Source organism: Alkalitalea saponilacus, from assembly GCF_900168165.1.
Taxonomy (GTDB): Bacteria; Bacteroidota; Bacteroidia; order Bacteroidales; family Marinilabiliaceae; genus Natronoflexus; species Natronoflexus saponilacus.
This window is the reverse complement of sequence record NZ_FUYV01000018.1, coordinates 62,462-86,293: the sequence shown is the minus strand read 5'-3', so window position 1 is coordinate 86,293 and position 23,832 is coordinate 62,462. Positions and strand designations below refer to the sequence as shown.

At 39.6% G+C, this 23,832-nt stretch carries 15 protein-coding genes and 1 tRNA gene; 9 read left to right on the top strand and 7 right to left on the bottom strand.

Features of this window, described 5'->3' with window-relative positions; all coding sequences use genetic code 11:
* Positions 1 to 7: 7 nt before the first annotated feature.
* A complete protein-coding gene (locus tag B5X70_RS14080) occupies positions 8 to 2,419 on the top strand; it encodes a TonB-dependent receptor (RefSeq protein WP_088328548.1) in 2,412 nt (803 codons plus the stop codon).
* An 81-nt stretch (positions 2,420 to 2,500) separates the two neighbouring features.
* Here B5X70_RS14080 and B5X70_RS14075 read toward each other — a convergent pair whose 3' ends face one another.
* The 5 genes from B5X70_RS14075 to B5X70_RS14055 form a co-directional block, all read right to left on the bottom strand.
* Positions 2,501 to 3,886, bottom strand: a complete 1,386-nt coding sequence (locus B5X70_RS14075) for a TolB family protein (protein ID WP_198314226.1) — start codon at positions 3,884 to 3,886, stop codon at positions 2,501 to 2,503.
* Between the two features lie 40 nt (positions 3,887 to 3,926).
* On the bottom strand, positions 3,927 to 4,610 hold the full coding sequence (locus B5X70_RS14070; protein WP_079558547.1) for an RluA family pseudouridine synthase: 684 nt from the start codon (positions 4,608 to 4,610) through the stop codon (positions 3,927 to 3,929).
* Positions 4,611 to 4,720: 110 nt separating this feature from the next.
* A complete protein-coding gene (gene panB, locus B5X70_RS14065) occupies positions 4,721 to 5,539 on the bottom strand; it encodes a 3-methyl-2-oxobutanoate hydroxymethyltransferase (RefSeq protein WP_079558546.1) in 819 nt (272 codons plus the stop codon).
* 90 nt (positions 5,540 to 5,629) lie between these two features.
* Positions 5,630 to 5,902: a cupin domain-containing protein gene (locus tag B5X70_RS14060; RefSeq protein WP_079558545.1), complete on the bottom strand. Its 273-nt coding sequence runs from the start codon at positions 5,900 to 5,902 to the stop codon at positions 5,630 to 5,632.
* Positions 5,903 to 6,085: 183 nt separating this feature from the next.
* Positions 6,086 to 7,894 (bottom strand): hypothetical protein, encoded by a 1,809-nt coding sequence (locus B5X70_RS14055; protein ID WP_079558544.1) that lies wholly within the window; start codon positions 7,892 to 7,894, stop codon positions 6,086 to 6,088.
* 516 nt (positions 7,895 to 8,410) lie between these two features.
* On the opposite strand from B5X70_RS14055, the gene B5X70_RS14050 reads away from it, so the two are divergent.
* The gene (locus tag B5X70_RS14050) at positions 8,411 to 10,915 is read left to right on the top strand and encodes an endonuclease MutS2 (protein ID WP_079558543.1); all 2,505 of its coding nucleotides are present in this window, start codon (positions 8,411 to 8,413) and stop codon (positions 10,913 to 10,915) included.
* Positions 10,916 to 11,079: 164 nt separating this feature from the next.
* Positions 11,080 to 15,447 carry a M6 family metalloprotease domain-containing protein gene (locus B5X70_RS14045; RefSeq protein ID WP_079558542.1) on the top strand — a complete coding sequence of 1,456 codons (4,368 nt, stop codon included), beginning with the start codon at positions 11,080 to 11,082 and terminating at the stop codon, positions 15,445 to 15,447.
* Here B5X70_RS14045 and B5X70_RS14040 read toward each other — a convergent pair.
* Positions 15,439 to 15,510 (bottom strand) — tRNA-Thr (locus B5X70_RS14040). The genes B5X70_RS14045 and B5X70_RS14040 overlap by 9 nt on opposite strands.
* A 424-nt stretch (positions 15,511 to 15,934) precedes the next feature.
* Between B5X70_RS14040 and B5X70_RS14035 the strand changes: the two genes are divergently transcribed.
* The 5 genes from B5X70_RS14035 (at position 15,935) to B5X70_RS14015 (ending at position 20,036) form a co-directional block, all read left to right on the top strand.
* Positions 15,935 to 16,786: a LytR/AlgR family response regulator transcription factor gene (locus tag B5X70_RS14035; protein ID WP_079558541.1), complete on the top strand. Its 852-nt coding sequence runs from the start codon at positions 15,935 to 15,937 to the stop codon at positions 16,784 to 16,786.
* A 253-nt stretch (positions 16,787 to 17,039) separates the two neighbouring features.
* Positions 17,040 to 17,546, top strand: coding sequence for a YfiR family protein (locus B5X70_RS14030; RefSeq protein ID WP_079558540.1), 507 nt, complete (start codon positions 17,040 to 17,042; stop codon positions 17,544 to 17,546).
* A 379-nt stretch (positions 17,547 to 17,925) separates the two neighbouring features.
* Positions 17,926 to 18,312, top strand: a complete 387-nt coding sequence (locus tag B5X70_RS14025; RefSeq protein WP_079558539.1) for a hypothetical protein — start codon at positions 17,926 to 17,928, stop codon at positions 18,310 to 18,312.
* Between the two features lie 212 nt (positions 18,313 to 18,524).
* Positions 18,525 to 19,583 carry a GRAS family protein gene (locus tag B5X70_RS14020; RefSeq protein ID WP_157666465.1) on the top strand — a complete coding sequence of 353 codons (1,059 nt, stop codon included), beginning with the start codon at positions 18,525 to 18,527 and terminating at the stop codon, positions 19,581 to 19,583.
* A 27-nt stretch (positions 19,584 to 19,610) separates the two neighbouring features.
* Positions 19,611 to 20,036, top strand: a complete 426-nt coding sequence (locus B5X70_RS14015; RefSeq protein ID WP_079558537.1) for a hypothetical protein — start codon at positions 19,611 to 19,613, stop codon at positions 20,034 to 20,036.
* Here the strand turns inward: B5X70_RS14015 and B5X70_RS14010 are convergent.
* Positions 20,028 to 20,717: a Crp/Fnr family transcriptional regulator gene (locus tag B5X70_RS14010; RefSeq protein WP_079558536.1), complete on the bottom strand. Its 690-nt coding sequence runs from the start codon at positions 20,715 to 20,717 to the stop codon at positions 20,028 to 20,030. The genes B5X70_RS14015 and B5X70_RS14010 overlap by 9 nt on opposite strands.
* A 235-nt stretch (positions 20,718 to 20,952) precedes the next feature.
* Here B5X70_RS14010 and B5X70_RS14005 point away from each other — a divergent pair, with 235 nt between their 5' ends.
* Positions 20,953 to 23,817: a PAS domain S-box protein gene (locus tag B5X70_RS14005; RefSeq protein ID WP_079558535.1), complete on the top strand. Its 2,865-nt coding sequence runs from the start codon at positions 20,953 to 20,955 to the stop codon at positions 23,815 to 23,817.
* Positions 23,818 to 23,832: the final 15 nt, after the last annotated feature.

Below are 23,832 nucleotides of genomic sequence, written 5' to 3'. Positions count from 1 at the left end.
GCTAACGATGAGAAAAATTGTTTTTATTTTATTACTGATTTGTACCGTTTCATTTTCTATGGACGGTCAAAACCGTTTTGAAGGAAGCGTGGTAGATGAGAATCGGGAGCCGCTGGCAGGAGCTGTTCTTATATTGGATGGCCAACGATCTGCTGTTTCAGGTAATGATGGGCGCTTTACTTTTGGCCGGATTACCGCTGGCAATTATAATCTGTCTGTTTCTTTTCTTGGATTTGATACCTATTCGGCTGTCATCAACATCACCGGTGATGTTGACAGAGAGATTCAGCTGAATCCACGATCGCATCTGACTTCTGAGGTGGTGGTTTCAGCATATCGTGCCGGATTAAATTCACCTGTTGCACATACCAATATTCGTGGTGAGGATTTACGAACCATTTCGGTAAATGATGATTTGCCGTTTCTTTTACAGATGAGTCCTTCACTAGTGGCCACTTCCGAAACGGGAATCGGTGTTGGTTATACCGGTTTTCGGATTCGAGGCTCGGATCCTACTCGTATTAATGTTACAGTGAATGGCATCCCTTTAAATGATTCCGAAAGCCAGGGTGTGTTTTGGGTGAACATGCCTGATTTTGCAGGTTCTGTTGAGGAGGTTCAGATACAACGCGGGGTGGGAACATCTTCGCATGGAGCTGCTGCTTTTGGCGCCACTGTTAATTTCAGAACCACAACCGATGCCTTTGAGCCCTTTGCCGAAGTGGCTTCAACCGCCGGAGCATACAACACCTTTCGAAATTCTGTGCGTCTTGGAACCGGATTGCTAAATGACCGGTTTTCATTTGAAGGCAGGTATTCAAACCTTCAATCCGATGGGTATATTCATAATGCGTTTTCCGACCATGAATCCATATACCTGAGTGGAACTTACCACATGAATCACAGTTTCTTAAAGTTCAACGTGATTCATGGTGATCAAAAAACAGGAATCAGCTGGTGGGGGGTGCCTCAAGAAATGCTCTCTGTAAATCGTCGATACAATCCAGCCGGTGTATATACTGACTTAGATGGAAATGAGCAGTATTACCGAAATCAAACAGATAATTACATTCAGACGCACTATCAGTTGTTTTACAGCCATGCATTCAGTAATCGCACAGATATGACCGCAGCATTGCACTATACACGCGGTGATGGATATTATGAGCAGTATCGTCAAAACCAACGTTTTTCCAGTTACGGATTACCTAATGTTTTTATTGGCCATGAGGAAATTACCCGTACAGACCTTGTTCGTCAGAAATGGCTTGGCAATGATTTTTACGGAACAGTTTTCTCCATTAATAGTCAATTGTTGCCGAATGTTTCTGTTTCGGCTGGTGGAGGCTGGAACCGTTATGATGGCGATCATTTTGGGAACATTATATGGGCAAGGCACGCCACCAACATGGAAAAAGACCATGAATGGTATTTCAACAACGGAACGAAGACCGATTATAATGTTTTTGGTAAGCTCAACTACCGGATAAACAACCTGAACACCTTTATTGATTTGCAGGTGAGGGGCATTGATTACGATATGACAGGAATTGACGATAATCTTGATGATTTGTCGCAAGGCCACAGCTTCACATTTTTTAATCCAAAAGCCGGAGTTTTCTATGAAATCAATCCCAATCATCAGTCCTATGTTTCGTTTGGCATCTCTAACCGGGAGCCAACCCGAACAAACTTTAAAGATGCTAATCTGGATCCTGATGCCACTCCACTTCCGGAAAGACTATACAATGTGGAGGCCGGTTATAACTTTTTGACTCCTTCGCTGTCGGCAAATGTCAACATCTTTTATATGTACTATAAAGATCAGTTAGTGCCAACGGGTGAAAAGAGCAGCGTTGGGTATGACATCATGACTAACGTGGAGGAGAGTTATCGTGCAGGAGTTGAGGTACAGTGGGCTTGGAGACCTTTTCCTGCTTTTCGTTGGGATGCCAATTTTACTTTGAGTAGGAACATTATCAGAGATTTTGTGGAAACTGCAACTGATTACGATGATGATTGGAATGAAATTGAACGTGTAACTCAACTGGGAGATACTGATATTGCCTACTCGCCATCTGTAATTGCCGGAAGTATGTTAACCTGGAATTTCTTCAGAAATGCATCATTGGGTTTGAATTCGAAATATGTAGGAGAGCAATATTTTGATAACACATCAAGCTCCACCAGGCAATTGGATGCTTATCTGGTACACAACTTCAGTCTAAAATATCAATTAAAGACATCCTGGTCTAAAGGAGTTGAGTTTCAGTTAATGGTTAACAACCTCACGAATTTGAGATATGAAAGCAATGCCTATGGCGGAAATTGGTATGAGCAAGGAGTTGAGAATACCTGGGCTTATTACTATCCCATGGCTCCCCGCCATTTTATGGGACAGGTGGTGATTAGGTTTTAAAAACCGTCATTTAGTATTCTAAAAAAAGAGTTGGAAATTCTTATTACCAACTCTTTTTTTGCTTGAATATGTTTTGTTTAGTTATTTTGGTATGAAATGATTTTCATAGGTTCTGTTTAACCACTCTTCAGGCACATGTATGACACAAATATTCATTGATCGATCATCTTCGGATAGCATAGCTGATTGAATTTGAAACTTAGTGCCACACGGGCTAAATGTTGGATGAGGATGATCTCTTGCTGTTGTTTTGTGCCCGGTGGAAATCATCATCATTTCTCGGGATGTGCGGTCAACCAGATATATGCTTCTCGAAAAGTCATCACCCACCGCCCACCTACCATCCGACGAGCCATGTACATGCCAAAAGCCGCTGCCACTGTTGGTCTGGGCTTCAATGCGCATTTCACGTGTACGGATATTAACAATGGCTAATCCGGTTGGTTTTTCTCTTGTGCCAGATGGTCCCCAGGCAACTTCCTGTCCGGGGTTTTCGGGGTCAGAATCAATTTCTTTTAACTCATCACTAATTTTAACTGGTCTATGCCCCATAATAGCCATGGCAACTTCATCTTTTGTAATAATAGCTTCGTGAGTAACCCATTCATAATCTGCTTCAGGATATAATGGGCGCAGTCCTGTTCCATCACCTCTTACAGTCCATGTGCGTTGAGGAGATTTTCCTCCGGTTTCCCAACAAAAAACAATCTCCCCGGGTATCCATGGATTGGTTTGGATATGTCCAACTTGAAACGGGACAGATATCACGTGTGCCGACTTACCAGTTAGTAGGTTGATTTTTCCAATTCCACCAGGACCTGCTCCCATATTTCTTGGTCCAAAGTTTTGTTCTACATTGGTTCCCGGTGGGAGATGTTTCTCTGCTTCCTCACGACTTGTACGAAAGTATATGTATTCTTCGTTTGCATCCAGAGCCATATCCCCATGAGCTCCAATTGTGGAAGGAATCTGGCCAAGGATATCTTCATAGTTTTCTTTTGGCTGAATTTGGCCTTTTTCACTATCCCGGAATAACATGTCAAGATCAATCTTGATGATGTTCATTGCAGTATTCTGACCACGCGATTGTTGTGGAGCAGCTCTTCGCATAACATAGATGTGCATTGAGCTCCAGCCTATAAGAGGAGTTCCGACAAACCCTCCTTCGGTTATTTGAACCATATCGCCAGATCTTTCGTTTACGGCAATGAGTTCTCCTCTTACCCTATTGGACATAAAGATCAACCAATTCCCATCTGCAGTCCATTGCGGATGAGTGGGATATATTTTACGATCTCCATGTGATGCACTGGTTAAGAAAATTAGTTGATGACCTGTAATAGGGTCGTCAATAACTTTTTTTTCTGATGGGAAACGGGTGCCAATCTGACTCTGAAGTTGTCCCATTCCCGTTAGAAAGAATATCAAAGGAACCAGAAATAATTGGCATGGAGGTATTGCTTTCATGATAGGTAGTTGTTATGTCTCTCTAACGGAAGGTTCTGTATTAAGTTACATTCCCAAACTCTTTCCAAAGGTTGTCATCTGAATGAACGGGAGCTGTAATCTTTATATTTTCTTTGGTGACAGGATGCACAAACTCAATTTTTCGTGCATGAAGAGAAATGCCTCCATTTTTATTGGAGCGTGGATATCCATATTTTAAATCGCCACGAATGGGGCACTCAATCTTTGCAAGTTGTGCTCTGATTTGATGATGACGGCCGGTTTCCAGATTTACCTCCAATAGGTGGTATTTAGCAGAGCTGGATATCATTTTGTAATGCAATATGGCTTCTTTTGCACCGGAGCGCATCTTAGGGAAAGCATAGCTTTTATTTTTTTTACTGTCCTTAAGCATAAAATGCTTAAGAGTGGCTTCATCCTCTTCCGGGAGGTTTTGCACTATGGCCCAGTAAGTTTTTTTTACTTCTTTGTCCTGAAACATTTTGTTCAAGCGGGTTAGGGCTTTGCTGGTGCGGGCAAAAAGTACCACCCCGGTCACCGGTCTGTCAAGTCGGTGTGCCACGCCAAGATATACCTCGCCGGGTTTGTTATATTTCTTTTTTATATAGGCTTTAACTTTATCTGACAATGGTTCATCACCCGTGTCATCGCCCTGAACCAGATCATGTCCGGTTTTATTTACGGCTATTAAGTGATTGTCTTCGTATAGAATATCTAATTTCATTCCTATTTAATTTATGTATATCTTTTTTGGGCTGAGATGTTCCGTTTTGATTAACTTGATAGAATGACTTGCATCTCTTAACCTTTTGACTTTTCAACCTCTTACCCTAATTAATATTGCTCCCTTTCGTTTGGGAAATCGCCAGATTTAACATCGTCTATATAATTTCCGACCGCGCCGGTAATTTCTGCGTAAAGGTTGTGGTATCTGCGTAAAAATCTGGGTGAGAACTCCTGATTAATTCCCAGCATGTCATGTAGAACCAGAACCTGCCCATCCACACCGTTTCCTGCACCAATTCCAATAACCGGTATGTGTAGTTCAGATGCAACTTGTTTTGCCAATTTTGCCGGAATTTTTTCCAGAACAATAGCAAATACCCCTGCTTCCTGTAAGAGGTGTGCATCCTCGATTAGTTTTTTTGCTTCCTCCTCTTGTTTTGCTCTCACCGTGTAGGTTCCAAATTTATGAATCGATTGAGGGGTTAGTCCCAAATGTCCCATAACAGGAATGCCTGCAGATAAAATGCGCTGAATGGATTCGATGACTTCGCTTCCACCTTCCAGTTTTACAGCATCGGCCGCCGATTCTTTCATTATGCGTATGGCCGAGATGTTTGCTTCACGGCTGTTTCCCTGATAGGTGCCAAAGGGAAGGTCAACTACTACCATTGCTTGGTTAACAGCTCTCACAACTGATGCCCCGTGATAAATCATCTGGTCAAGTGTGATCGGAAGCGTGGTTTCCCATCCGGCCATCACATTGGCAGCTGAATCCCCCACCAAAATGACATCAATTCCTGCCTTGTCAACAATTCTGGCAAGGGAATAATCATAAGAAGTGAGCATGCTGATCTTCTCTCCTCTCATTTTCATCTCACTCAATACATGAGTGGTTATTTTTTTGGGTCTCTCTTTTGCTACAGACATGATAAATTGATTTAAACAGCAAAGTTAGTAATTAATGAATAGGAAAAAGACTTATTGTTCTAACTTTGCTCTGGCATAAGAATAATGGCTTTATTCCTTAAAATGGTAATGCTTTTTTATTTCTTCCTTTATATCCCATATACATTTTAAACCTTGACTGAATGTAACAAAATCTCCCTTCTTTAAATGGAAGATTCCTTCATCGGTTTCGACCACGACATGGCCTTTCAGAATAAGGCACTCTTCCTCTGCTTCGTAGAACCAGTCAAATCTGGATCTCTTTTTTTTCCATATGGGCCAATTTGATATGTTCCGTTTATTTTGTTCTTCAGAACTGAGTTTCTCAATTTTAACCTTGCTCATGATTCTATTCTTTTGCTGTGAATCACATTGTTTTAGAAGTACATCTAAAACTTCGAATTTTCATTTGAAGTTTTACTTCAAAATAACAAAAATAATTAGAAAGTCTTTTATGATAAAACCTCTAAAACAGAACAAGCACTCCTTAAAGCGGAGTGCTTGTTTAAACTTTTAAATACATTTATGTTATAGGCTCTCAACGGGAGAACTTAATTTTGTAAGGGTGTTTTTTATTTTGTTGTGTCGCTTATTATACTCAGTTAATGTTGAAATAGATTGTTCAGCAACTGCTTCACTCCAGTTTTCTTTAAATGAGAATATATCATGGTAATAATTCATCCCATTTTGTAGGTTGGCTAAGTACTCATTCCATGATTTAATTTGCCTTGCGTCAGGTGATTCAATACTCTCCATCTCTTCTTCGATGTAATCAAGATACATCGAAAGCTCCTTCATGAATAAGTTTGGGCGATCTGTATTTCCCAGCAAATTGGCTCGCCCATATATATGATTCACCATCTCTGCAAGTGTTGCTTCTCTGTGGAAATAAGCCAAATTTGGCCCCGGGCAAATAGAAACTCCGTTACCTTCTTTTTTGGTGTCCATTCCGTGTGAACGCAATGTGGCAACTCCCAGTCCATTACAAATGCAGGATTTTACGGTGATGTCCTTGTATGTTTTTTCGTAATCTGCTCCTGATTTGTCGCTGTTGTTCAACTCATCGATTTTAATCTTTTGATACTCTTTAGACGCTATACAAATTGGACGATCAGTATACTCTTTATTAAGTTTTATAAACTGTTTGGTGCAGTTGGCTCCCGGCTTGTTATTCGCAGCATTTAACTGTTGTTCTGTGTCCCGCGAAGCTCCACGGATATTATTAAACCTTACACCAACCGGTGAAACATGACTGAGAAAATAATCTTCCTCTGTTCCTTTTGCTAGAAGTTCTATGGTATCCTTGTCAATAGAAACCGCCTCAGGTACCAATAGAAACGGCGAACCCCAACCAATACTGTCCAGGTTGTATTGTTTCATCAGAAACTGATGTTCTTCATGGGTTCCTAAGCCACCCTGGGCTGTTAGTTTCATTTCAGGGGCCTCAGAGGGGACAGGCTTTTGTTTTGCCTCCAGTGCTTTGGCATAAATTTCGAATAACTCCTCACGAAGATGATCCCTGTTTTTACTGAACTCTTCGAGAATGGGTCCCATTAAGTAACCTTGCGTTGCAAAAGCATGTCCTCCACAGTTCAGTCCCGATTCAACGCGAAATTCTGAAATCCATAATCCTTTCTTTGCAAATATTTTTCCTTGAACAATAGCTGAACGATAATCAGATACCTTCAAAATGATTTTCTTTTTGCAATGACCATTTTCATTGGGGTAGAAATCATCAAACTGCTCCATGTATGTGTATAGTCGCGCATTCATTCCAGCTGAAAGGACTATAGATGAAGACAAACTGCTGTTAGCAAAACCTCTTAGCGCAGCGTGAGCATCATTGAATTCTGTAGGCAGTTTTTCACCATTTTTGTAGTTTTCTTTATCCAGTTTCGTCATGATATTTACATCAATACTACCGGGATGCAGATATTTATCAATGATTTTGTTAATGGAATCTGAGCATTTTTTCTGAATGGCCTCCTCAAGCTGAGTTCTTAGCTGGGATGAGGTTGGCAATAGAGCTATGTAAGCGCGAAGATCGTCTTGTTTCTCTGCTATCAATGACTTGAATTCTGTGTACTTTTTGTTTACTATTGTGTTTACAGTATCAAGGTAAGCCGTAATGCGTTTTGCACGAGAATCTTCCTGATTGTGACTGATCGCTTGAAAAGGTAAATTGAATTTAATGCTGTAAAACTGACGCATTCTCTCCGCAAGAATATCATCAACCAAAGAAATGGCAGATGAAATTCCCAAATGCGCAACCTTTACCGGTGTGTCAATTGTGAAACCTATTCCCATAACAGGAATGTGAAATGAATGTACTTGCATAAACTAACTAAAATAATTGATTTCTTATTGTGATTTGATAAATACTGATAAGCAGTGATATTATAATTTATGATTAATGTTTGGATGAGGAGGCTTTTGATTATTATACAACTTCAAAGATATACCTAAATAAACATTTAGAATGTTTATTTCTGTTAATAATTGGAAATAAGGGATGAATTTGATGCCAAAGGGGTGATTGACGTTAATTTTTCCGAAATAGAAGAATATGTTAGTCATTTATTCGTAGAATAAATGACTTAAAATTACGAATTGGTTAATGAGGTTAGGTTTTCAGATTTTGACATGAAGCGATTTAGCCTCCATGGTTCTATTTTATATTGATGCTTGCCTGATGGCAAACATCACCTTCATACTCATGATGTTTGTTAAATTTGGACTGTCTTTGAAATCTTGAGTTCTATTGTCTTTTTAAATGGTTACTTTTGCAAATATTTTTACCGGATATCATAACCCGGTTATCGATCTAATTATAGAATTTTTAAAAACTGAGAAGTGATATATCCTGATACTTTTGAGGAGAAGTTGAGTTTTGGAAAGATACGTGAACTTTTAGAAGAGCATTGTCTGAGCACTTTAGGCAAAGAATGGGTTGATAGAATGACCTTTTCTGAGAACTTTACACAGGTGCAAACGTGGCTGGGACAGGCAGCTGAAATGTTGCGTATTGAGCAAGAGGACGCAGAGATGCCGGCATCGTGGTTTATTGATTTGCGGGCTCCTCTAAAACGCATCCGGGTTGAAGGATTGTTTTTGGAAGAGTCAGAATTGTTTGATTTACGGCGTTCACTTGGAACCATACGTGACCTCATACGTTTTATAAAATCCCGCGAAGCTGAAGAATATCCTCACTTGAATTCGCTGGTTGCCAATGTGATGATTTATCCGGCCGTCATCGATCGGATAGATTCCGTTTTAAATCGACAGGGAAAAATTAAGGACAACGCGTCTCCTGAACTTGCCCGTTTGAGAAGGGAAATCATCAATCAGCAGCAAAATGCTACCCGTCGAATGGCTTCAATTCTGCGGGCTGCCCAGAAGGATGGATTGGTTGAGCAGGACATCAGCATCAGCATTCGGGATGGAAGAGCTGTTATTCCTGTTCCATCGGCCAATAAACGCAAACTCGCCGGCATTGTACATGATGAATCGGCAACGGGGAAAACAACCTACATTGAGCCTGCGGCCATTGTTGAAATCAACAATGAAATAAGGGAATTAACATATGCAGAAAGACGCGAAGTTACAAAGATCTTAACCGAAGTGTCGGATTTTATCCGACCATATATTGAAGATCTTCTTTTTGCGTACAATTTTCTGGGAATCATTGATTTTATTAGAGCAAAGGCTCGGTTCGCTTTAAGAGTTGAGGCCATCGTTCCACAGGTTAAAGAAGAAAGGGCTTTTCACTGGATTGAGGCTCGTCATCCCTTATTGTACTTGTTGCTGAAAGCCCAAAACAAACCCATCGTACCATTATCCATCCAGTTTACCCCCGACGAGCGCATTGTGCTTATTTCAGGGCCTAATGCCGGAGGAAAATCGGTTTGTTTGCAAACAGTCGGTCTAGTACAGTACATGTTACAATGTGGGTTACCGGTTCCTGTTATGGAAGGAACCTCTATGGGTTTTTTTAAAAATATTTTTCTTGATTTGGGAGATGAGCAATCAATTGAGAACGATCTCAGTACTTACAGTTCTCATCTGTTGAATATGAAGAACTTTGTGCGTAACAGCAATGAGCATACGCTCATGCTCATTGACGAATTTGGAACCGGTACCGAGCCCATGCTGGGAGGAGCCATTGCTGAAGCTGTTCTTGAGCAGCTCAATCAGCAGGGTGCCTATGGTGTAATTACTACGCACTACACCAATCTGAAACATTATGCATCCCAAACCGATGGCATCGTGAATGGAGCCATGCAATTTGATACACATCAGCTACAGCCACTGTTCAAATTGGAAGTTGGTTCACCGGGGAGTTCCTTTGCTTTTGAAATAGCCAGGAAAATAGGTTTGCCTGAATCCATCCTTGAAGCGGCCAAAAACAGGCTGGGAGAGGATCATATAAACTTCGATAAACATTTGAGGGAGATCATCAGGGATAAGCGATACTGGGAACAGAAACGCAGAAGCATAAGGGAGAGAGAGAGAAAACTTGAGAGTGTGTCTCAGAAGTATGAAATCGAGCTGGAGCAATTAACCCGTGAGCGAAAAGATATCATTGAAAAGGCAAAACAAGAAGCTGCCGGATTGCTTGCAGGTACTAATAAAGAGATAGAGAAAACCATCAGAACCATCCGCGAAGCACAGGCCGAAAAAGAAAAAACCCGGAAAGCACGTGTAGAATTAGACCTTTTTAAGGAATCTGCTATTGCCGGAGCTGGTGATAATGAAGAGTTACAAAAGCAGTTGCAGGCCAAAATGAATAAAATCCGGCAACGCAAGGAGAGGAAAAAGAGCCAGAATCAATATAGTAATACCGGGGAATTGGAAAATCAGCCTGCAATACCACCGCAACCTGTCATCGATGAGATTGTTGAAGGTGATGTGGTTAAGCTGGAAGGACAGCCAATTCCGGGAGAAGTGATGGAGGTAAAGGGACGTGATGCGCTGGTAGCTTTTGGTCAGCTCATAACCAAGGTGAAAATTAGTCGTCTGGAAAAAATAAGCAAAGGAGATTACAAAAAGGCCATGCGCACTGAAAGTAAAGTGGCTGCTGGTCTGGCCGAGAGAATCAGGGATAAAAAACTTAATTTTAAACCTGATATAGATGTGCGTGGAATGCGTGCTGATGAGGCAATTGATCGAATTTCGGTGCATCTTGACGAAGCTGTAATGTGTGGGGTAAATCAAGTTAAGGTTCTTCATGGAAAAGGTACCGGCGCGCTGCGTCTAATGATTCGTGAATATCTCGGAACCGTTCCATTTGTGAAAAACTTCAGGGACGAACACGTTCAATTTGGAGGTTCAGGGATTACTCTGATCGAATTGGAGTGATTTTTTTTTATCTATGCAGAACTATTTGGTGCGTAATTGCGTTAAAACTATGAGGTTGAAATGGAGATTGATGGTTTGAATCATAATTGTTTGTTGAATAATTGTGGTTGTGAGTTTTGTTAGTCCCATATGATACCAGATGTCTTAAGTTATTTTTATGTCATATGGATAGTATAAAACTTTTCTTCAGGAATTCCCTGATTCTGCTTCTATTTTTATCTTCAGTTAAAGCATTTGGCGTTGGCGCATACCCATATCCCCAGGATATTGAACAACCCGATGGGAGTGTTTTAACAATTCGGCTGCATGGAGACGAATGGTTTAATTGGGTCTCAACAATTGATGGATACCGAATAACCAGAAATCGTTCCGGAGTATTTGAGTATGCATCGGTTTTAAAATCCGGAGAGGTAACTCCTTCCGGGATAACGGCTTCAAATCCTGAAAATCGTGATGCGGAGGAGCTTGAATTTTTAAATGCCATTGAGCCTGGCTCAATGGTGAGTCCAGAGCGTATCCAGGAAATCAGGGAGTCTTTTATATCTCCAATGCTTAAAAACAGTAGTATTGAATCCTACTTCCCGGCTTCAGGTGAACGCAAGTTATTGGTCATTTTGGTTACTTTCCCGGATAAAACTCCAAATTATAGTCAGGAGGATTTTTATCGTTATATGAATGAGGAGGGATATAACAGTACAGGCAGTTTTCGCGATTACTATCTTGAGAACAGCAACGGAATGTTGGACATTGAATCTACGGTGACTGTGTGGGTAACAGTTCCTAATGAAAAAGATTACTACGGACCTCGTGAAAACTGGGGGGAATTTGCCTATCACGCTGTGCAGGCTGCTGCAGCGCAAGGGGTTGATTTTTCTTTGTTTGATAACACAGGCAATGGTGTTGTTGAGGGTGTTGCCATTATTCATCAGGGCCCGGGACAGGAGGTCACCGGAAATGAAACTGATATTTGGTCTCATGCCTGGTCTTTGTCTTCAGCAGGTTACTCCCGTAGTGCCAGGACTTTTAATGGCGTTGAGGTGGATAGATATACTGTACAGCCTGAAACCCGGAATCTGGCCGGACATAAGAATACCATCGGAGTAATAAGTCACGAATTTGGTCACAATCTTGGTATCCCCGATTATTATGACACCAGCGATAACGGTGTTCGAAATCCCGGGACAGGTCGATGGGATATTATGGCCTCCGGTACTTATAATGGAAGTCCATCCGGATCTTCTCCTGCTCATCATAATGCATTTTCAAAAATTGAATTGGGTTGGGTCTCGGAACTTTCTATTGGATCTGTTGGTCGATATGAACTTTCTCCGGTTATGTCGTCTCAGGAAGTTTATCGTGTCAACAGTCCGGTTGAGAACGAATATCTTTTGCTTGAAAACCGACGCAGACAGAATTTTGATTCTTCTTTGCCTGGTGAGGATATGGTAGTCTATCACGTGGATGGAAATAGAATTGCAGAAAAAAGAAATACAAATGATATTAATGCTGGTGACAGGCAAGGTCTTTATGTGATGGCAGCAGGCGGCTCTGTGAATACTTCTTCTGCTACGTTCCCCGGTTCATTGGGTATCTCCATGTTAACTGACGAAACCAATCCTGCCACTTTAACCTGGTCGGGCGAACCATTTAACAGAAGTATCACAGGAATTTATGTGGAAAATGAGATTGTGGCTTTTGACTTTATGGCCATTCAGGACGGAAGTCCTTTAAGTGTTCAAGCCACAGCCCTATCTCATAACGAAATAGAGGTGTCCTGGACTCCATCAGGAGAAGAACATCCTGTTTTACTCGCATTTAATACAGATCCGGTGTTTGGTCAACCTCAGGATGGCGGTAATTATAATCCGGGAGACGTTATCGCGGGAGGTGGAACTGTTCTTTTCGCAGGTGATGATTCCAATCATTTTACACATGATGAACTAGAACCTTCCACCCGCTATTATTATAGGATTTGGAGCAAAATTGGAGATGAGTGGTCAGGAGCTTTGTCTGCGAATGCTTTGACAAACGCTGCCCCTGTAACTGAATTTCCATGGATAGATAATTTTTCAGGCGGGCTGATAAACTGGCGGCAAAAATTTGTTGCGGGTAATTATTCATGGCAAGCCGTCTCATCAGGTATTCATGGGAATCCAGGTGGGCCGTGGTCTGAAGATAAATTTGCAAGATTCTATGTAAATTCAAGTACATCCGGTGTCACAAGGATGGTCTCACCTGTTTTTCATATGGATGAGAATGAAGAATTTTTGCTTGAATTCAGGCATTTTCAAAAACCTTGGGACAATGATCAGGATGAATTAAGACTATTAGCCAGAAACCGAGGTGATGATGACTGGGTGGAGATTGCTTATTTCCAACAAGCTACCGACGGTTGGGCTCAACGAAGAGTCGCAATACCTTTTTCAGGATTGGTGGAGATCGCTTTTGAAGGTATTGGGAATTACGGTTATGGTATAGGAGTTGATGATGTGGTGGTTAAAGCCGGAAGTCATTGCGGAACTGCAATGGTCGCGGTATCAAATGTTTCTGTTTCGGATGTGTCCGAAACTGAAATGCATATTACATGGAATAACCCTAATGAAGAGTCCTCGGTTCTGGTATTGGCCAGAAGGGGAGGAGTGGTGACAGAAATTCCGTCTGACGGAATTTCTTATCAAGGCAATTCTGTTTACGGAGAAGGTGATGAATTGGGTAATGATGTTTTCGTGGTTTACTCCGGTAGCGATGAGGAAGTATTTATTACAGATATGCATCATTCTTCCAACTTCTATTTTTCTTTCTTTACCTATAATGATGATTTATGCTATCAGTTTTATTCTGAGGATTTTCTCTTTTCAACAGATCAACGCTTTTATAATTTGACATTTAATGTGAGTGATTTTTATGGATCTATAGAGGGAGCGTTAATTAATATAAATGGTCAAAGTGTTGTAACAAATCACGAAGGTATTGCTTATTGGGTTCAAGGTTACACTGAGAACTATATCTCAGTTTCGGCTTCTAAATTGGGGTATGAACAGAGATGGGTTCGAATTGTTCCGGATGATGAAAAAAACATTGATTTGTTCTTAAATTATTTTGAAATACCTGCCATTACAGGATTATCTCATACGAATGACTATAAGCAAGTAGATCTTATCTGGAACCCATTTCTTTATGAGAGTTTTGATCGTTTCAGCGCATTTTCACTTTCTCTACCGGGGTGGACTTTGATTGATGGAGATCAATCACCAACCTGGAGTATAACCGGGATCAATTTTCCAAATCAGGGTTATACCGGATCCTTCATTGTTTTGGATCCTCACTATGAAGGTCTGCTTCAGGCTGATTTTGATTTGATTGCTCCTTCTGGGCGTCATGTATTGGCTGCTTTTAATGCGGTAAATGGCCCTAATGATGATTGGTTGATTTCTCCACCATTAAAGATTAATGAGCAGCATGCATTGTCGCTTAAAGCAAAAACGTTATCAGCACTTTACCAGTTGGAGAGAATACGTGTTTTGGTGTTGATAAATGGAGAACAGCATCTACTATCTGAGGGAGATTACGTTGAAGTCCCTCGTGACTGGACCGAGTTTTTGTATTCGTTGGAAGAGTTTGCAGGGCAAACTGTTCAATTGGCAATTAATTATGTTTCTGATGATGCTTTGGCCATACTCATTGACCAGATAAAGCTGGAAACATTAGAGATGCCCCTTGCTGACAAGAGTGGTGCGAAATCCTCCAGAGTTGCTGAAATTGCTGAAGTACATCGTGAGAAAGGCTCGTTTTTTCCAAAAGAAACCATGAAAGAATCTTTGCAAATGGATATTTCCGGTTCAGATATTGACACAGATCTTGTTTATTATATTTTGCTCGATGGGGATGATGTTGGTTCTGCTTCAGGCATTTTTAACTCAAGTTTTCAGATAGAGGTGGATCAATGTAAGAATAACCAATTTGCAGTATATGCTGAATATCCTCTATATGGTGCAGTTTCGCCGTTGTCAGATTTTTATTTCGCTGATGCATGTCATACTGTTACTTTTAGAATTACTGATTCTGAATCTGAACCCTTGAGCAACATTCCAGTTTCATTTAATAATGAAACCGTTGAAACCAACTCCTTAGGGAAAGCCGTTTTTTATGGCGTTGAAATACAGTCTGATGCTGGTTATGTTGTTGATACTCCCGGCTATATCCCTGTGTCGGGATCACTTGATGTAAACAATGACATTGAACACTTGCTGGTTTTGACATGGATAAGTACCGATTCAACTCAGTTGAATAAGAAACACATCTCATTATATCCGATTCCTGTGTTGACAGATTTGTATATACAAGGCGTTACTGAAGGTGAACTTCGCATCGAATTGTATGATTTTAGCGGTAGATTGGTGAAAAGTTTTGGTACCAGCGGAGGTAGCTCTTTAAAACTTGATATGGGATTTCTTCAGGATGGCGTATATCTTTTAAGGATGGTGAGAGAAAACTCAGTACTTACTTATAAAGTTTTGAAGAAGAGCCAATGATGGGAATTGAACCCATGACCTCTTCCTTACCAAGGAAGCGCTCTACCCCTGAGCTACATCGGCTTTTAGAAGTTTTAAACCACTTGGTGGTTTAAAGTTTCGCGGTGCAAAAATAGAAAAAAAGCGGGGAGAACAAAATCTTTCGTGAAAAGAATAAGAATGGCTCTTGAAAAAATGATAAAAGTGCGCCTCAGCAGAGTTTATTAATGTTCTTAAACCGGAGAACAGACTGGCGGGATTGGTTTTAAAACACTGCTCTGTGAGGCCGACACTTTTAGCGATAAAAACTCCGTTGAGAATTTATTCTGTTGCAAAGTAAATTATTAGTCCGATTAGTTGAATTTAATTGCAGTGCTTTTCAAATAGTTGGGGTGAATGACTTTTGATGTGGGGTGAATTTTTTCATAACGGGGTGAATTGATATTCTCTTTTCTTTCTGTTACTTTTGTGTTCTTGCAAAAAAGAAGGATAATTTTATCTTATTTCAATGGCAATAAAACAAAGGGTAATTGCGGAGTACTTTGTTTCTCCCCGTAACACCATAATACAGATCGTATTTACATCTTTATTTGCTCTCTTTTTTATAAATCTCTACAAGCCATTTGGTGCTAGAGAATGGTACGATGTAAATCTATGGATCTTTTTGTTGGTTTCAGGTCTGCTTGTGGTTGCCGGAATGTGTGTGGTGTTTATCAGTCGCTTTACCATGTTGATGATAAAGAGAAGAAGGAAAATTACCATTCCCGGGTATTCCGTAATGATTGCTGCAGAAGTCTTATTAATGGGGCTTCTATATGCCATTCTCGAAAGGGTGGTTTTGGGAGATGTGCGACCTTTTAGCGTGCTGGCTTACTTGGCAGTACAAAATACGTCGCTTATTTTATTGATTCCATATCTGATTACTTCACTCTATTTTGCCTGGCGTGAAAAGAAGGTGAGTTTTGAACAACTTTTGCGACAAATTCGCAGCCGCCCTGCTTTTATTCCTTTTAAAGACGAAAATGGAACGTTACGCATAACCGTTAAAGCAACAGATGTATTATATGTTGAGGCGAGCGATAATTATGTGGATATCTACTATAAAAGTGGAGGAAAAACTAAAAGTTATCTGCTGAGAAATACCTTGAAACGTCTTGAAATTTTATTAAGAGATTACCCGCTTGTTAGATGCCATCGTTCGTTTATGATTAATTTGAATCAAGTTAAAATGTTGCGTCGCGTTAAGGGACAGTTTCAGTTGTTGCTTGATGATGCCGGCGATCTGATCGTGCCGGTCTCACGTAGTTATACAGAAATGGTTGTAAGCTATTTTGATGAGTCGACTGAAAATATTGACTAAAGTCATGTTTGTGTTGATTAGTCATGCGATTCTTTTTACACTATTTTAGGTTTTGTGTCTTTTGTATTCGCTTACTTTTGCGATTAATATTTGATCTACACCTTTAATTTTTCTTTGTTTTACTATGGTTTTGCATGCTACAGTGTGATAACTTTCAATCTGTTGTGATATTTTAACTGGTTAATTATATTTAATTTACATACGATTATTTGGTAAACTGGTATTTTTGCATCGCAATCAAATTAATACCAGAATGAAAAAAGTTTATTTTACATTATTTATGTTGTTTGCTTTTTTGTTTGTGCAAAAGGCAGATGCTCAACTTGAAAGGTATCAGAGTACCTTTATTTACAATTTCACCAGACTGGTGCAATGGCCAAACTTGCATAATGAATTGGTTTTTAAAATAGGGGTTTTAGGCCACAACCACCCAATTATTTCAGAATTGCAGGCTTCAGCTTCAGATAGAAATGTTGGTGGACGACCAATCGAAATCGTTGCTTTAGGTGCAAATGATGATCTTACTTCATGTCACATTTTGTTTGTTCCCAACAATCAATTAAGTGTTCTCAGAAGGTCGGCTTCTGCATTAAGCAATTCTCCGGTGTTGGTTATTACAGAAAGCCATGGTCGTATGCCGGCCGAAGCAAGCATAAACCTGTATGTTGAAAATGAAAGAATGGTTTATCAGTTGGATGAAGAAGGAACCCGTAACCGCAATTTAACTTTAAGCCGACAAATAGTCAATTTTGCAAGGTAGATAACGCCTGTAGATAATTTTTTAGAAAGCCAACAGTAATTATTCCTGTTGGCTTTTTTGTTTTTTAGTGCTCCTGCTTTAATTGTTTTTATTCTTTTTCTATTTATCTAAAACTGCGACACATATCTGTTGCTTTATGTTATTTATTGGATAATGTATAACAATATGATAAAAAGTACGTATAAGCAGCATGGAGCAAAGTATCGCTTTTTCCTTCAAAATTTATTGTTTTGATAAAAAAATGCTATTTTGTAAGTGTTATTTAGCAAGCGCTATAAGGTTTTTGTGGGTGTGTCTGATGACGTAATGTTTTAGTGAATTGTTTTATAGTGAATTTGAAAGGATTTATTTTTTTGTTTTACTTAAAAATATTAAGGTTATGGAAATTTATTCGTCTCCTGTTGTGCGAATTGAATTTGATACAACAAAAAAGCTACTATTACAAAAGTGGATTGGTTTCGCCTCTTCAGTTCAGTTTCGTGAGGCCATTGATAAAACCGTAGAATTTGTTAAAGGCAATCAGGTAAAGTATCTGATGTCGAACACTGTTGAGCAAAAGCCTGTCGGGCCCGAAGAATCAAAATATGCAGCCTCTGTGATGCCGCAGCTTTTTGGCGGAGGAGTAAAAGCGATGGCCTTTGTAATGCCAAAAAACGTAATCACCAAACTTGCTCTAAGTTCTTTTGCCAAGGAAAAAGGGATGCCCGATAATGTACAATATTTTGACAACTTAGCAGAAGCGGAAACTTGGCTTCTAAAGCACTAGCGTCATGTCAGGAATAAAGTGAATGGTTAATTCTTGTGTGCTTGGTGATTCCCCCTTGGGGGCCAGGGGAGAGCGAGGGAGACAATTCACACTTGACTTGATACTAAATAAAAAAGTGACCCTAACCCTGCCTGATTTTGTAAATTCAACCAACCTGTTAAAGAATGCAGACTTTTCCGGTACCTACTGTTTATGAAGCCTTAAATCTAGTAATGAAAAATTTTCCTGATAATATTTCTCAGGAAACCCGGGTCGAAGTTGAAACTTTATTGGATCATTGTCTTGACGGATTGTCAGCATGTTCTGAAAAGTTTTTAACGACCCTGTTCATCAAGGCCATCAGAAAACACATCGGCCCATCCGGTACCGATGAACATATCTACCTCAAAAAATTTGAGGTGCCTCAGATTGAACTGTTCAATTTATTGATAGAGCAATTCCCTTTTGTGAAAAAGTGTCATGAAATTATTAATGACACCATTCTTGAAGTGGTTGGTGATTCCTCAAATATCATAATTATTGATGTTGGAACAGGAATGGGAGTGCAAATGAACTCCCTTCTTAAGAAACTCTCTGCAAGTAACTCTCTTCGTAGAGTTACTCTGATCGGCATTGAACCATTTTCAGAGGCATTGGATCATGCTCAGTCTGTTATTTCAAAAGTCTCGTGTCCTTTTGCATTGAACTTTATCCCCGTCAGGTCGTTTATTGAAGAAGTTGATTTTGAATGGATCGGGGAGATGATTCAGAAGTCTGGCGGAGATCTCGTAATTAACGAATCTTTGGCTTTGCATCATATTAAGCAGCAAACAGACAGGCATAGAGTGATAAAAAAGCTCCGGGGCTTAAATCCTAAAGCTTTTTTCCTGACAGAACCAAACGTAGATCATTATGAACCTGATTTTCAAAGACGTTTTCAAAACTGCTACCAGCATTTTTATCATGTTTTTCAGGTAATTGATCAGTTACCAATTGATGAAGTGAAACGAAACGGCCTCAAGTTGTTTTTTGGCAGGGAGATTGATGATATTATCGGTGGAAATGAAATGGACAGGGTCGAGAAACATGAACCGGCATTCAGGTGGATTGAAAAACTTCTGGTTAATGGTTTTAAGCCAATGAACCGTTTTTCAAACGGGGCTTTTGATTTAGGTTACGGAATTAAGCCTGAATTTGATGACTTCAGCGGGAGTCTTGGTTTGCGATTTAAGAATGAGACCGTCATAAGTTTGATACACGCAGTTTGTGATGATGAATTTTCTTTTGTTTAAAATATTATAGAAAAAAAGGACTTGAAAATGGAGCTTTACAAGGATCAGAACGTTGTTTTACGATACGATGATGAAAGAAAAGAACTCTTACAGGTTTGGAGTGGTTTTGTCCCTGCAGCTCTCTTCAGGGTTATCATTGATATTTCCACTGAGTTTATAGCTAAAAACAATGTGGACTCTTTAATCTCAGATGTAACAGAGCAAAAAGTAGTAAGCCCGGATGATGCGCAGTATGCTGCCTCTGCACTGCCTGAAATGATGCAGTACGGCTTAAAGGTGATGGCTTTTGTTATTCCTAAAGATGTGTTTACCCGTTTGTCGCTGAAAAAGTTCTCAGATTTTGGTAGAGATAAACCAATAGGTTATTTCAACAGCCTTCCAGAGGCAAGACAGTGGATTAAAGTGCTTTTGGATACACCGGTTAATAAAACTTCAGGAGAAGAACTACCCTAATCTGCTCAGGGTTTTTATAATTTCCATGCTATTTATTTGAATGGACTTCCCGTTTATGGTTATGATTTTGTCATTTTTAAACTCAGTTAGTGTTCTGATGAAACTCTCCTTGGTGGTTCCTGCAAACTGAGCCAGTTCATTGCGAGTCAGAGGAAACTCGAGCGAGTCATAGCTTTCACCATTTTCCAGATCTAAAAAGTAAAGAATGACATCGGCAACCCGTCCCGGTAATTGCTTGTTATTGATGGTCACTAATCGGCTAATCGTTTTTTGTGAACTTATGCAGCTTTCTGTGATGATTTTGTTGGCAAAATCACTGTTTTCATGCATGGTTTGCATGAAAACATCCTTAGGAGTAAATCTGGTTTCAACATCTGTAAGCGCGATTGATGTATAATCGTGCACGGAACTACTCATCAGCGGTAATAAGCCCATGTGTTGGCCTTTTCCAATTATTTCCAGAATATTTGTACGTCCGTTGGCACTCTCTTTTATGGTCTTTACCAATCCTTTGTTTATAAAAATGGCATGTGTTGCAGGCGAACTTTGCTTGATTATAATTTCTCCTTTATTATATTTTACAATCTGACTGTTTTCATCAATATATTTGTAGGCTGGGCCACAAGATCCCTGATTTTGGGATGATGTTAAAAAATCATTTTGAGAAGGGATATGTGTCATATGTCATTTATCTTTCGGAACTTAAATATATTGAAAAAAACTCTTTTTTCAATAGGTTCTGATAAGTCTTTCTCCTGTTGATGGTTTTGTTGTTTTTGAGTTGATGTTATTTTTTTGTATATTCATTTTTGCATTATTGCGTTCCGTTTTTAATTCGTTAACAAATTGAACATAAGGCATTGTATTTTATTTGAATTACTCTCTTTTTGAAAAATGTAAATAATTTTTGTAGCTGATGGAAAACTTATACCAGCCAATTATTGATCAGTCACCTTATGGTTGTGTTTTGTTTTCAAAGCGTACATCCAATTCATCGCAGGGGTTTGATTACGAGGTAAAATACTTTAATCGTGCTTTTCTTCAGTTCATATCACTCCCCGAGGCTACAATTGATCAGGTAAACAGTTTGATAAATAGTCGTGTTGGTTTTTTATTTGATATGACATCCTGCCTCAACAAGGTTTCAGTTTCAGAAAAGCCTCTAGAGATAGCTACATTTAATGATGTGCAGGATATTTGGTGTAAACTCATTTTTCATCCTCTGGATGAAAAAAGCATTGTTGTATACATCACCAAATCAGAAACCTCTGTTTCTGATCCAGTTCAGGACTCTGTGCTGAATTCAAAAATTCTGGAATTATTAAACCAAATATCCAACATAGCTGTTCAGGGAATCAACAAAAAGGGGGAGGTTGTATATTGGAATAAAGTGAGTGAGCAATTGTATGGCTATTCCGATCAGGAGGCACTTGGCAAATCATTCATTGATCTGATAATTCCGGAATCACTAAAGTGTAAGGTAATTTCCGATATTGAAGGCATGCTGATCAACAGTGAACCAATTCCATCAGAGGAGTTGGTTTTGCATAATAAAAATGGTGAGCCGGTAGCAGTGTATCGCAACTGTTTTATTTTGAATAACTTCAATGGCGAACCGGAACTCTATAGCATGGATATAGACCTCTCTGAGCTGAAGTTAAAAAATACCATGCTCAACATGCTTTCCGTGGCTACATCTCAAAGTCCTGCGACGATAGTAATTACAGATGCAAACGGAAATATTCAGTATGTAAATGCAAAGTTTTGTGAACTAACCGGATATACCGTTGATGAAGTTATCGGGCAAAACCCAAGAATTCTTAAATCAAATGAGACCAATCCTGAAGTACACAAACAACTGTGGATAACCATATCATCCGGTGAAGAGTGGCATGGAGAGTTTATTAATCGTAAAAAAAGTGGAGAACTTTACTATGAATCGGCTGTAATAGCCCCCATTTTGAATGATTTTGGAAAAATTACAAACTTCATTGCTGTAAAAGAAGATATCACAGGACGCATAATGGCACAACGTGCCATTATGGAACACAGTAATAATCTGGCTGCATTGCTTGAAATCAGCCGCTCCTTCAGTTCAACTCTTGATCAGGAATTTCTATTGCCCATGATTATACAGAAAGGAGTTGAGTTAATTAACGTAGATGGTGGAGCAATATATATAAAGGATGGTGATTTTATTAGCTTAAAATCTATTTGGCCAGAGCCAAACCAACCTCTGCCCGGGTTTGTGGAAAAAACATCGATATCTGACCATTATTTTGCTTCTCAATGTATTGACACTGGGGAACCTGTAACCATTTCAAAGCATAACTTTAAGCAACTTTCATTTCAAGAACTTGCAATACTGGATCAGCTAGGGGTTAATGTCATGTTATACATTCCCCTGATTAGTGCCAATGGCGTATTCGGATTATTGATATTATCAGGAGATGATGAAAACAGAACCTTCACTCAATCGGAAATTGAAATCTGTCAGTCCATGGCTGCTCAGGCATCTCTTGCCATTGAGAATGCAAGGCTTTACAAAGAGTCAGTAAACTACACCAATCAACTTAAACAACACAACGTTGAATTGGAAAACCTCAATAAAGAGTTTTTTATTGCTAAGGAGAAAGCAGAACAGAGTGACCGGCTAAAAACAGCTTTCCTTCAAAATATGTCCCACGAAATCAGGACACCAATGAATGGGATTCTTGGATTTTCTGAGCTGCTGAGAACTCCCGGTTTGTCAGATCAACGAAAGGACTCCTATGTACGATACATTTCTGAATCAACAAACCAACTTTTAAATATAGTTGATGACATAATTGACATCTCACGGCTTGAAACTGGGGATCTTGTTCTGGTTCAGGACGAGGTTGATTTAGCAGAAATATTGCAGAAAGTATATAATCAGTATCGCGATAAAACCAACGAGAGTGTGAAGTTAAATACGTTTTTCCCGGAAGGTGAAGAAGTAAAATTTATCGGCGATAACCAGCGTATTGAAAAGGTGTTGCAAAAGTTGGTATGTAATGCTGTAAAATTTACTCGGGATGGCGAAATCGTTTTTGGTTGTAAGAATAGAGGAGATAAATGGGTGCTGTTTGTAGAAGACACAGGAATTGGAGTTGATGAAGAACATAAGGAGTCTATTTTTCAGCCATTTCGTCAGGCTGACATGCAGGTTAACCGGGAGTTTGGCGGAAATGGACTCGGATTATCCATTGCTTCTCGAATTGTTGAACAAATGGGGAGTGAGATTATCCTTGAATCTGAGCCTGGCAAGGGCTCTGTTTTTTACTTTGCACTACCTGAAATGCCTGCAGTAAAAGATGATTCAGCCTTAAAGGTTAATACAGACTCTTTATACACAAAAGAACATTATAATGTTCTAATCGCTGAAGATGATGAAATAAATTATCAGCTGATAAAAGATGCGCTAACTGGTAGTTCTTATGGGGAAAGATTTGATATATTCTGGGCCAGAAACGGAGTCGAAGCTGTGGAATTGTTTAGAAGTCATGGTTTTATTGATCTGGTTTTAATGGATGTTAAAATGCCTCGTATGGATGGCCTGGAAGCTACAAAAATCATAAAAGAAGAGGATCAGGCGGTTCCGGTAATTGCTCAAACTGCTTTTGCTCTCGAAGGAGAGCAAAAAAACGTATTGAATGCAGGATGTGATGATTACATTTTTAAACCTATAAACATTGGCTCTCTTATAGAGAAAGTTTATGGTTTTTTGAAATTGCCATACAATGATCAACAGCAAAACTAACTGATCTGGTTTAAA

Bases quoted from the DNA above. Each gene is read 5' to 3' on its own strand.
- B5X70_RS14075 (WP_198314226.1), bottom strand. From the start codon at position 3,886: ATGAAAGCAATACCTCCATGCCAATTATTTCTGGTTCCTTTGATATTC.
- B5X70_RS14035 (WP_079558541.1), top strand. From the start codon at position 15,935: ATGGCAATAAAACAAAGGGTAATTGCGGAGTACTTTGTTTCTCCCCGT.
- B5X70_RS14060 (WP_079558545.1), bottom strand. From the start codon at position 5,902: ATGAGCAAGGTTAAAATTGAGAAACTCAGTTCTGAAGAACAAAATAAA.
- B5X70_RS14015 (WP_079558537.1), top strand. From the start codon at position 19,611: ATGGAGCTTTACAAGGATCAGAACGTTGTTTTACGATACGATGATGAA.
- B5X70_RS14045 (WP_079558542.1), top strand. From the start codon at position 11,080: ATGGATAGTATAAAACTTTTCTTCAGGAATTCCCTGATTCTGCTTCTA.
- B5X70_RS14055 (WP_079558544.1), bottom strand. From the start codon at position 7,894: ATGCAAGTACATTCATTTCACATTCCTGTTATGGGAATAGGTTTCACA.
- B5X70_RS14005 (WP_079558535.1), top strand. From the start codon at position 20,953: ATGGAAAACTTATACCAGCCAATTATTGATCAGTCACCTTATGGTTGT.
- B5X70_RS14070 (WP_079558547.1), bottom strand. From the start codon at position 4,610: ATGAAATTAGATATTCTATACGAAGACAATCACTTAATAGCCGTAAAT.
- B5X70_RS14080 (WP_088328548.1), top strand. From the start codon at position 8: ATGAGAAAAATTGTTTTTATTTTATTACTGATTTGTACCGTTTCATTT.
- B5X70_RS14020 (WP_157666465.1), top strand. From the start codon at position 18,525: ATGAAAAATTTTCCTGATAATATTTCTCAGGAAACCCGGGTCGAAGTT.
- panB (WP_079558546.1), bottom strand. From the start codon at position 5,539: ATGTCTGTAGCAAAAGAGAGACCCAAAAAAATAACCACTCATGTATTG.
- B5X70_RS14025 (WP_079558539.1), top strand. From the start codon at position 17,926: ATGGAAATTTATTCGTCTCCTGTTGTGCGAATTGAATTTGATACAACA.
- B5X70_RS14030 (WP_079558540.1), top strand. From the start codon at position 17,040: ATGAAAAAAGTTTATTTTACATTATTTATGTTGTTTGCTTTTTTGTTT.
- B5X70_RS14010 (WP_079558536.1), bottom strand. From the start codon at position 20,717: ATGACACATATCCCTTCTCAAAATGATTTTTTAACATCATCCCAAAAT.